We start from the raw sequence: 10,038 nt of genomic DNA on the forward strand, positions 1-10,038 counted from the left end.
CCTCGACGCCGGCGCCGACGGGCTGAACGACATCACCGCCGGCCGCGGCGACCCCGGCCTGCTGCCGCTGGCGGCCGCCGCGGGCTGCGGCCTGGTGCTCATGCACATGAGGGGGACGCCGGCGACCATGCAGGCGGACCCGCGCTACGACGACGTGGTCGCCGAGGTGGCGGCCCACCTCGAGGAGCGCGTCGCGGCGGCGCTGGCCGCCGGCGTGTCGCCGTCACGGCTGCTGGTCGACCCCGGTCTCGGCTTCGGCAAGGACCTCGGCCACAACCTGGCCCTACTGGCGCAGGTGCGCGAGGCGACGGGCGGGCGGCCCGCGCTGATCGGGGCCTCGCGCAAGTCGTTCATCGCCGGCGTTACCGGGGCTCCCGTGGAACAGCGGCTGCCGGGCAGCCTGGCCGCCGTCGCGATCGCCTTCGCGGCCGGCGCGGCCGCGGTGCGGGTCCACGACGTGGCCGAGACGGTGCAGATGCTGGAAGTCCTCGCGGCGGTCGCCGCCGCGGGAGATCGACGTTGAGCCGACGGCGGGCCGATGCTATGCTGCGGGCCGACGCCACGCCCGCAGGCCCGGACACCAGGAAGAACCGATGCTGAAGTTCCTGGCCGACTCCCTGATCATCGACATCCTCGACATCCTGATCGTGGCGTTCCTGCTCTACCGCCTGCTGCTGCTGGTGCGCGGCACGCGCGCCACGCAGATGTTCGTCGGCCTCGGGCTGCTCGCCGTGCTGTCCTGGATCGCCGAGCGCCTGGGCATGATCGTCGTGCGGCAGATCCTCTACTCGCTGCAGACGGTCTGGGTCGTGGCCTTCATCATCATCTTCCAGCCGGAGCTGCGCACGGCCCTGACCTACCTGGGGCGCCGCCGCGGGATCATGTTCTTCGCCGCGCCGGAGGAGATCCCCGCCCAACAGGAGATCGTCCGCGCCGTCGAGCGCCTGTCTCGCCGCGGCCTGGGCGCCCTGGTCGTGCTCGAGCGCGAGATCAGCCTCGGCCGCTGGGCCAAGACCGGCACGCTGCTCAACGCGGACATCTCCAGCGAGCTGATCGAGTCGATCTTCACCGTGCCCGGGCCGCTGCACGACGGGGCCGTGGTCATCAGCCAGGACAAGATCGTCGCCGCGTCCTGCATCCTGCCGAACACCGAGCGCTCCGAGCTGGGCTACGTGCTCGGCACCCGCCACCGCGCCGCCATCGGCCTGAGCGAGGTGTCCGACGCGGCGGTCATCGTCGTCTCCGAGGAGACGCGCGCCATCTCGCTGGCCCACGCCGGCGAGATCCGCCGCGGCCTGTCGGTCGAGGAACTGACCGCCGAACTCAACCGCATCGCCCTGAAGGGGCGCGAGCGCGTCGAGGCGGCGCCGGCCCAGGCCGGCTAGGCTCTCCTTCCCGCTCCTCCCGCCACAGCGTCGCCCCCCGGCCCGAGGCCAGCGCCACCTCCGACAGCGCCTGCGCCAGCGCCGCCAGGGCGTGCCGCCGGCCGGCGCGCGGGGTGCGCGGCCAGGATGCCGCGGCGCGCCAGACCGGCGTCCCGCACCGCCGCAGGCCTCCGGACGGACGCGACTCGCCGGTCGCAGGCGGCGGGACGTCGCGACATTCGAGCCACAGCGTCCACTCCCGGGGCCGTTCCGACACGCCCCAGTCGCACAGCTGCACGCCGGCCCGGCGCAGGCGTCGGCGCGTGCCCGCCAGCGCCAATTCCAGGCACCCCCGCACGTCTCTGGTCGTCATGAGCGTTCCCCCTTCTGTTCGCGTCGCGCGAGCGGGGTGGCCACCGGCGGGAGAGCTGAGGCGCCCTCTCTCCCGCCGGTTGAGGCCGTGCGGTTCCGCGAGTCCTCCCAGCCCCGCTCGACCGCCCCCGCCACCTATCAGCAAGGAAGCCGCCAGGGATCGGCGGTGAAGATGATCGGCGTAACATATTGAAAATAATAATTTTAGAATCATAGCCCTCGATGCGGGGCGTCGACCGCGGCCGACACCACGACCATCGAAATGGTCCCGATGGGTTACACCATATTTAACTTATTCAAATAAATGATGTTACAGATGTGTTACCGAAAAAGTCGTGCCCCGGAAAGGGGACAAGCAGGGAGTTCAGACTTGGGAGAGCAGCGCTTCGGCGTCGGGAACCCGGGATTCCGCGACCCCGCCGGTGGTGGGAACCGGCGTCGACAGGGCGAGCCGCCCGGCGATCAAGCAGCCGACCAGGCCCAGCCCGAGCAGTTCGCCGGGGAGGTAGGAGAAGAGACCGCCGTCGCGGCCCGAGCGCACCATCAGCGCCCCCTGCAGCCTGCCGGCGGCCTTCAGGGGCATCACGACGTCGGCCCCGCTCCAGCGCAGGAAGTTCTGCTCCCGCGGCGACAGTTCCGCGACCCGCAGTTCGTGCAGCGACAGGGGCGTGTCGTTGGCGGCGAGCAGCATCCCCAGCCGGCCGCCCGCCTCCGCGAGCGCGTCGAGATGACCGTCCAGCACGAGTCGGTCGCCGTCGCAGCGCAGCAGGTGGGCCTCCCTGCCCAGTCCGCCGCGTTGCAGCAGCCCGTTCAAGGCTTCGGTCCGTTCGTCGGACGGGGCGTCACTGCCGAGGATCTCGAGGAATCCCGCCACCGCCGCCAGCGAGGGCAAGTCCCGCCCCGTCACGACCGCGTCGCTGGGCGGGGCGCCGCCCGTCGCGATGTCCACCGCCGCTTCCTCGACGGTCGCGCACTCCCGCAGCGGTTGCCCGCCCAGGCGCCGCCGCAGGAACCAGGCGACCACGACGCTGGCGCCGACGACGGCCATCTGCGCGCCGCCCTCGGCCAGCCGTCGCCGCAGCAGGGCGATCTCGTCCGCGAGCTCCTCGCTGATCGAATGGAGGTCCGTCAGCTCCAGCACCAGTCCGTCCGCACACGCGCCCGCGCCGAGGAGTTCCCCGGCGGCGGCCGCGAAATGCCGGTGGTCGCCGCGCGCGACGGCGCCATCGAGGCGCAGGGCCGCGACACCGGCGCGGGGCGTCGGCAACGTCTGGAAGCGGACGGGCATGTCAGACCATTTCCTTCGCGAGCCAGCCGTCGAGCACCCGACGCAGGAACCGCCACTCGCTGCCGACCTTCTTGGCGGGGATCTTCCCTTCCTTGGCCAGCCGGCACACCGTCTTGACGTGCATCTTGAGGTACTCCGCGGCCTCGACCGAGGTCAGCACCTGGTTGGACGTCTCCTCCGCGCCGATGTAGATGGTGGCGGTGCCGTGATCACGGGTGTCGTTCATGTCGCTGCGCTCCTTATTCGGGACGGGTGCGGGCCGGGCCCGCATCGGTGTCGCGGGCTTGCTTGCAACTACCGTGCCGCCCGCCGTTACGCCTCTCCCTCACGGGAAACGGCGGGAAACGGCGGGAAACGGGGCCGCGGGGGCCGCAACGGGGAACGCGGGGGAAGAAGGGGGCGACGGGGGGATCGCCGGCACCGTGCAAAGTGCAACCGGGAAGGTCGCGGCCTGCGCACGATCGGACATCGCCGGACAGCGCCGGACAGCGCCGATTAGCGCCGGTCAGTGCCGGTCGCGGAGGAACTGCAGCAAAGCGTCGTTGAGCGTCGTCTCGCCGTGGGCGGCGAGGATCATGTGCCCGCCGGTCTTGAACAGGCGGAAGCGGGAGGCGCGGTGGCGCGTCCGCTTCTGGAGCAGGCGGAGCGAAGCCGGGTCGATGCGGGCGTCGTCCTCGCAGTGCGCCGCGTAGATCGGCAGGCGCAGCTTGCCGAGCTGGGACTTGGCGCGCTCCATCGACTCGAAGACCTCGAGGTTCCAGCCGATCCGCCGGCGCAGCGTCGGCAGGCGGTGCAGGCCCATCAGCATCAGCAGCCGCGTGCCCAGCGGCACGCGCGGCACCAGGGCCGGGGCGAACAGCGACAGCGAGGCCGGCTGCTCCTGCCGCGTGAGCAGGATCGCCAGCGCGCCGCCGAAGCTGAAGCCCACCACGTGGACCAGCCGGCTGTGGCGGGCCAGCACGCGGTAGCGCAGCTGCACCTCGTTGAGGCAGGCCTTCCACTTCACCACCGGCAGGGTCGTGGACTCGAGGCCGTGGCCGGGCAGCAGCATGTTGTAGACGGTGTAGCCCTGGCCGTGCAGGAACCTGGCCAGGCCGTCGAGGTCCTGGGGCGTCCCGGTCGAGCCGTGGACCAGCAGCACGCTCTCGTCGACCTCCGGCTGGATGCCGATGCGCGTGCGGTGCTCCTTCGGCACGCCCAGGCGCGTCTCCATCTCGCCCTGCAGGCGGGCGTGGGCGCGCAGGGCCATCGCGGCGGCGCGGGCCGGCCGCGGGGGCTGCTCCTCCAACTCGGGGTCGGGCTCGACGTTGTCCAGGGCGTGCTCCAACTCCCAGGCCGTCAGCGTCAGCTGCCCGAAGCGCTTGAGGTCCTGGTCGTTGGTCGGGATGTTCACGGACGCGCGTCCTCCTGCGGAGCGGCGGGTGCGGGCGGTTCCAGGTCGGCCAGCGAATCGACGATCAGGTCCGGCCAGTCCTGCTGGTCCAGACGGCCCAGGACGCCGCAGTCGGCATGCTTCCCGGACAGCACGAAGGCCGTCCCCATCCCCAGGCGCTTGGCGGTGACGAGGTCGGCGACGGGGTCGTCAGAGATAAATAACGCGTCGCGGGGCGCGCCGCCAATGATTTCCAGGGCCCGCCGGTAGATCCGGTCCTGCGGCTTGCCGATCACCACGGCCGGATGAGCCGCCGCCTGCTCCAGGGCCGCGACGTAGAACCCCGGCCCGAAGCGCCGGCGCCCGGCGGCGTCCAGGTAGAAGAGCCCGCGGTGCAGGGCGACCAGTTCGGCGCCCCCGTCGACCAAGGCGGGCAGGGCCGCGTCGAGGTCCCCGGTCGTGAGGGCCGGGTCGGCGCCCAGGACCACCGCGTCGCAGGGGCCCTCGCGCACGAGGTCGAAGCCGGCATCCCGCCACCAACCCTCCAGGTCGGCGACCCCCAGCCACAGCAGCCGGCGCTTGCCCCAGGAGGCGAGCAGCCGCGCGCCGAGGCCGAGCGCCGTCACCAGGCGCGGCTCCTCGACGGCGAATCCCGCCGCCTGCAGAGCGGCCGCCAGCGCGGCCGGCGCGTGGGTCGTGTTGTTGCTGACCAGACAGTGCGGCGTGCCGCGGGCGACGACCCCCTCGAACCAGGTCCGGGCGCCCGGCACGGGCTCGCAGCTCTTGTCGCGCACGAGCACGCCCTCGACGTCCAGCAGCAGGCTCGCGTAGAGGCGGGGGGCGGTCATGCGCGCAGCATCTCCTCGAACAGGGTGTCGAATCGCGGCGCCAGCCGTTCCCAGCAGAAGGCGTCCGCGTCCAGGGGCAGCGAGCAGACGTGGCCGCAGCCGTCGCCGGCGAGCAGGGCGTCCAGCAGGTTGACCAGCCCCTCCTCGCCGTCGTAGAGGTGGCGGCCGCGGCAGCGCGCGCCGTAGAGCGACGGGTACGCCTGCTCGCGCGGCAGCACCGGGTAGCAGCCGGCGTGGACGGCCTCGGCCACGGCGATGCCGAAGTACTCCTGGGCCGCGCAGCTGACCACGATGTCGGCCCGGGACAGGCACGCCTCGTACCCCGCGCGGTCCTGCTCCCCCCAGGCCAGGATACGCTCGCCCAGGCGTTCGCGCAGCGGGGCGAAGACCGCTTCCTGCTGCCGCGGTTCGCCCAGCAGCAGCAGTCGGAACGACCGGCCGCGCTCGGCCAGGCACAGCAGCGCGCGCACGAACATCTCCGGCCGCTTGTCGAATTCCCAGCGGTGGTTCCAGAGGATCACGTGCTCGCGCCCGTCCCGGGGCCAGCCGGGGCCGAGGCCCGCGTCGCAGCGCCCGCCGAGGTAGGGGGCGAAGGCGTCCGGGGGGTGCGGCGTCCGTGCGATCCCGACCGGCAGCACGCAGCTGCGGGCCGCCAGGCGTTCGCGGATCCCCTTGGGCACCGCCTCGGGCATGCGGGCCAGGTAGTCGGGCAGCGCGTCCAGGAACAGGCCGCGGTGGTACTCGGAGTTGAACACCACGCGATCCGCCGCCAGGCAGCTCACGATGTTGGTGAAGCCGAAGTGGAAGTCGAAGGCCTCGTCGGGCGACAGCGGGTAGGTCAGCTGGTTCTCGTGCATGTAGAGCAGCAGCGGCGCGCGGTCCAGGGGCCGCGGCAGCAGGCCGCGCAGGTCGGCCGCGTTCAGGAAGTCGGTCGCCAGCAGCAGGTCGCAGTCTGCCTCGTCCTCGCGCAACCGGTCGGCGAACCACGGCGCGGCGCCCCGCATGCGCCACTTCCAGAACCGCGGCGGCAGGGTCCAGGACCGGATCTCGTGCCGCGAGTGGGCGGTCAGCCCCTCGCGGAAGGCCCGGTGGGACCCGCCGTCGTAGGGCTCCAGGAACGCGATGCGCAACGCCCGCCAGCCTCCCGCCGGGCCGCCCGGGGGCGGCCCGTGTTGAACAATCGACCGTATTTGACTATCATCATGCTGTCATGCCCCGCATCATGCGGTCATGCCCCGCACGTATCGGACCTCGCCGAGGATGACCCATCAGAGAGGACGCGTCCATCATGAAGAGACCCGCTGCGATCGTCTGGGCGGCCCTGGCCGCCACGACCATCCTGGTCCCGGCCGCCGCCCTGGCGGACAGTTTCGCCGGCTACATCCCGGGCCGCATGGTGCTGGAACTCGAGCCCGGCTACCGGCCCGTGGTCGCCAAGGCGGCGGGCGGCGGCGTGCTCCTCGAGGACCCCGCCCTGCAGGCGGTGGCGGCCGAGCTGCGCGTCTCGAACCTCGAGCCCCTGTTCACCGACCTCAGGTTCGCCGGCAAGTCCGGCGTTCCCGACCTGAGCCGGCACTGGGTGGCGGAATTCGACCCCGCCATCGACCTGGACCGGGCCCAGGCCGCCTTCGCGGCCCTGCCCGGCGTGAGCAAGGCGGTCAAGGACGAGCTGCGCCGCATGGACATCGCCATCCCCAACGACCCCGGCCTGTCCGGCCAGTGGTACCTGCGCAACACCTCCTACGGCGGCAAGGACGTCCATTGGCTCGGCGGTTGGCAGGAGGCCCAGGGCGACTCGAACGTGATCGTGGCCGTCATCGACTCGGGCGTGGACTGGCACCACCCCGACCTCGGCGGGCCGCACCCCGACCACGTCAACGGCGCGCTGTTCACCAACTGGACGGAGTACTACGGCACCACCGGCATCGACGACGACCACAACGGCCGCATGGACGACATCCGCGGCTGGGACTTCGTCAGCGGCGCCTCCGGCGGCTGGCCCGGCGAGGACATGTCCGTCGCCGACAACAACCCCATGGACTTCGGCGGCCACGGCACCGGCTGCTCCGGCAACGTGGCGCCCCTGACCGGCAACGCCATCGGCATCTCCGGCACGGCCGGCGGCTGCAAGATCCTCGCCGTGCGCGCCGGCTACCTGTCCTCCACCGGCACCGGCCTGATCGGCATGACCTGGGCCGCCCAGGGCATCACCTACGCGACGAACATGGGCGCCAAGGTCATCAACTGCAGCTGGGGCAGCAGCAGCATCCTCGCGGATGCCGTGGACTACGCCCAGCTCAACGGCGTGATCCTGGTCGCCGCCGCCGGCAACGACAACCACGAGGTCCCGGAATTCCTGGGCACCGCCGACGGCGTGCTGTCGGTCGCCGCCACGGGCCCGGGCGACGAGAAGGCCAGCTTCTCGTCCTACGGCACCTGGGTCGAGCTGTCGGCCCCCGGCGCGGGCATCTACACGACCTGGTACGACCACACGACCGCCAGCAGCACCTACGCCACGGTCGACGGCACGTCCTTCGCCGCGCCCATCACCTGCGGCTCCATCGCGCTGCTGTGGTCGGCCCACCCCGGCTACACCCGCGAGCAGATCGTCGCCCTGCTGCTGTCCAGCTGCGACAACATCGACGACATCAACCCCACCCTGGCCGGCAAGCTCGGCGCCGGCCGCGTGAACCTCCTGAAGGCGCTGGGCGACCGCACGCACCGGGTGCCGCTGGAGTTCGTGTCGATCGACGACGCCATCAACAGCGCCGCCGCCGGCGACACCATCGACCTGGCGACGTCCCTGGTCCTGACCGCGCCCTTCGAGATCAAGGACAAGGACCTGACCTACCGCGGCGGCTGGAACGACGCCTTCACGACGCGCGACCCGATCGGCACGCCGACCGTCATCACGGCCCTGCCCTCGAGCCCGGCGATGAGCGTCAGCAACGGCGCCGGGACCGGCGTGGTGGTCGACGGCTTCCGCTGCACCGGCGGCGGCGGCCAGCAGTACACGAGCATCCCCTTCACCGGTCGCTACGGCGGCGGCCTGGTCGTCAGCGGCGACGCGACGCTGCGCAACATCGACGTCACGGGCAACGCCACCGGCAGCAGCACCCTGATCGGCGGCGGCGGCGGCGTGCTGTTGTACGACAGCAACGCCGTGCTCGAAAACGTGCAGGTGCACGGCAACACCTCCCTGTACGGCGCCGGCGTCTACGTCTACCGCGGCGCGCCCACGCTGACGGACTGCGTGATCGACGCCAACACGTCGATCGTCAACAACCCGTCGGCGCCCCGCGGCGGCGGGATCTTCGTCACCGACGCGACGCTGACCCTGCGCCGGACCGTCGTGTCCGGCCACGCGAACGCCGACCTGGGCGGCGGCGTCTACGCCGCCAACAACACCGGCGCGACCACCGTCGTGCTGGACCACGCCGAGATCTCCGGCAACACGGCCAAGACCAAGGGCTGCGGCGTGTACGTCAACGGCGGCACCCTGACCGCGGTCGGCGGCCTGGTCGCCGCCAACGTCCCGTCGCCCACCTCCACCTTCCTGTACGGCGGCGGCATCTGCATCGAGGGCGGCGCCGCGAACCTGGACAGCCTCGTGGTGCGCGACAACGCCGGCATGATCGGCGGCGGCCTGGCCAAGCTGGCCGGCGGTTCGCTGACCGTCGCCAACTCCGTGCTGAGGGACAACTCGGCCGTCTTCTTCGCCGGCGGCCTCTACCTCGACACGGTGACAGGCGCCGTGCTGACCGGCAACACCATCGCCCTGAACGCGGGCGGCAGCGCCGGCGGCGGCGCCTACTTCTCGAACTCCTCGGCCACGCTCACCCGGAACCTCGTCGCCGCCAACGGCGGCTCCACCGCGGCGGTCCAGGGCATCTACGCCACGGGCGGCAGCCTCGTCTTCAACTGCAACGACGTCTACGGCAACGCCGGCGGCGACTTCGGCGGCGTCACGAACCCCACCGGCGCCAACGGCAACGTCTCGGTGGATCCCCAGTTCTGCGACCTGGCCGCCCGGGACCTCACCCTGTTCGATACCTCGCCCTGTTTGCCCGTCCACAGCGGCGGCTGCGGCCAGATCGGCGCCCTCGGCCAGGGCTGCACCCAGGGCACGGGCGTCGACGACGGGCCGGGCCAGGGCGTGCCGGCGGTCTTCCGGGTCGACCCGGCCTTCCCCAACCCGTTCAACCCCAGCACGACGATCCGCTTCGCGCTGCCCGCCGCCGCGCGGACGAGCGTGCGCATCTACGACGCGGGCGGCCGCCTCGTGCGCACGCTAGTCGACGGCGATCTGGGCGCGGCGGTGCACGCCGTGGTCTGGCGGGGGGACGACGACGCGGGGCGGCGCGTGGGGTCGGGCGTGTACTTCTACCGGGTCAGGGCGGGGGCGGACGAGCACACCGGCCCGCTGGCTCTGATCAAATAATTCCTCACTTCCGCCAAATGGAGAAGCCCCGGGCGCGCGCCCGGGGCTTCTCTTCTTGATCAACCGGAGATTCAGCGCCGCCGCAGGCGACGCAGGCGGGCCAGGGCCTTCGTGCGGGTCTCGTAGTGGAGCGTCGGCAGCAGCAGCGCGTAGGGCAGGCACAGCAGGGTGCGCAGGACCAGGTCGGACATCACGTCGGCCCGTTCGAGCAGCAGGGTGACCGCCTTGCCTTCCTTCCAGGTCCCCAGCGGCGTGGCCGCGAGGGCGCGGCCGAAGTCCGGCACCGCGACGTCGCGCAGCCAGCGGTAGGTCCCGAACTGCTCGAGGTCCAGCGTGACCAGCACCACGAAGGC

At 72.0% G+C, this 10,038-nt stretch carries 9 protein-coding genes; 3 read left to right on the top strand and 6 right to left on the bottom strand.

The window, feature by feature from the left end; genetic code table 11:
* Nucleotides 1–523: dihydropteroate synthase (folP, locus tag Q7W29_11995; GenBank protein ID MDO9172538.1), on the top strand; the 523-nt coding region annotated here is incomplete at its 5' end.
* Nucleotides 524–593: 70 nt separating this feature from the next.
* Entirely contained in the window at nt 594–1,385 is a 792-nt protein-coding gene (gene cdaA, locus Q7W29_12000) for a diadenylate cyclase CdaA (protein ID MDO9172539.1), read from the top strand.
* A 715-nt stretch (nt 1,386–2,100) separates the two neighbouring features.
* Here cdaA and Q7W29_12005 read toward each other — a convergent pair.
* The 5 genes from Q7W29_12005 to Q7W29_12025 all read right to left on the bottom strand — a co-directional run bounded on the left by Q7W29_12005 (nt 2,101) and on the right by Q7W29_12025 (nt 6,374).
* Nucleotides 2,101–3,024, bottom strand: a complete 924-nt coding sequence (locus tag Q7W29_12005) for a hypothetical protein (protein ID MDO9172540.1) — start codon at nt 3,022–3,024, stop codon at nt 2,101–2,103.
* Between the two features lies 1 nt (nt 3,025).
* A complete protein-coding gene (locus Q7W29_12010; protein ID MDO9172541.1) occupies nt 3,026–3,250 on the bottom strand; it encodes a helix-turn-helix domain-containing protein in 225 nt (74 codons plus the stop codon).
* Between the two features lie 279 nt (nt 3,251–3,529).
* Nucleotides 3,530–4,417 carry an alpha/beta fold hydrolase gene (locus tag Q7W29_12015; GenBank protein MDO9172542.1) on the bottom strand — a complete coding sequence of 296 codons (888 nt, stop codon included), beginning with the start codon at nt 4,415–4,417 and terminating at the stop codon, nt 3,530–3,532.
* Nucleotides 4,414–5,244, bottom strand: coding sequence for an HAD hydrolase-like protein (locus Q7W29_12020; GenBank protein MDO9172543.1), 831 nt, complete (start codon nt 5,242–5,244; stop codon nt 4,414–4,416). Before Q7W29_12020 ends, Q7W29_12015 begins: the two co-directional genes overlap by 4 nt.
* Nucleotides 5,241–6,374: a DUF3524 domain-containing protein gene (locus Q7W29_12025; GenBank protein MDO9172544.1), complete on the bottom strand. Its 1,134-nt coding sequence runs from the start codon at nt 6,372–6,374 to the stop codon at nt 5,241–5,243. Before Q7W29_12025 ends, Q7W29_12020 begins: the two co-directional genes overlap by 4 nt.
* Nucleotides 6,375–6,532: 158 nt before the next feature.
* Here Q7W29_12025 and Q7W29_12030 point away from each other — a divergent pair, with 158 nt between their 5' ends.
* On the top strand, nt 6,533–9,685 hold the full coding sequence (locus Q7W29_12030) for a S8 family serine peptidase (GenBank protein MDO9172545.1): 3,153 nt from the start codon (nt 6,533–6,535) through the stop codon (nt 9,683–9,685).
* 71 nt (nt 9,686–9,756) lie between these two features.
* On the opposite strand, the gene Q7W29_12035 is transcribed toward Q7W29_12030, so the two are convergent.
* Nucleotides 9,757–10,038, bottom strand: a 282-nt coding sequence (locus tag Q7W29_12035) for a hypothetical protein (GenBank protein MDO9172546.1), incomplete at its 5' end; no start/stop codon positions are given.

Source organism: bacterium, from assembly GCA_030654305.1.
Classification (GTDB): domain Bacteria; phylum Krumholzibacteriota; class Krumholzibacteriia; order LZORAL124-64-63; family LZORAL124-64-63; genus PNOJ01.

What these genes read in the sequence shown, in the direction of transcription:
- Q7W29_12020 (MDO9172543.1), bottom strand. Translation starts at nt 5,244, where the DNA reads ATGACCGCCCCCCGCCTCTACGCGAGCCTGCTGCTGGACGTCGAGGGC.
- Q7W29_12010 (MDO9172541.1), bottom strand. Translation starts at nt 3,250, where the DNA reads ATGAACGACACCCGTGATCACGGCACCGCCACCATCTACATCGGCGCG.
- cdaA (MDO9172539.1), top strand. Translation starts at nt 594, where the DNA reads ATGCTGAAGTTCCTGGCCGACTCCCTGATCATCGACATCCTCGACATC.
- Q7W29_12030 (MDO9172545.1), top strand. Translation starts at nt 6,533, where the DNA reads ATGAAGAGACCCGCTGCGATCGTCTGGGCGGCCCTGGCCGCCACGACC.
- Q7W29_12005 (MDO9172540.1), bottom strand. Translation starts at nt 3,024, where the DNA reads ATGCCCGTCCGCTTCCAGACGTTGCCGACGCCCCGCGCCGGTGTCGCG.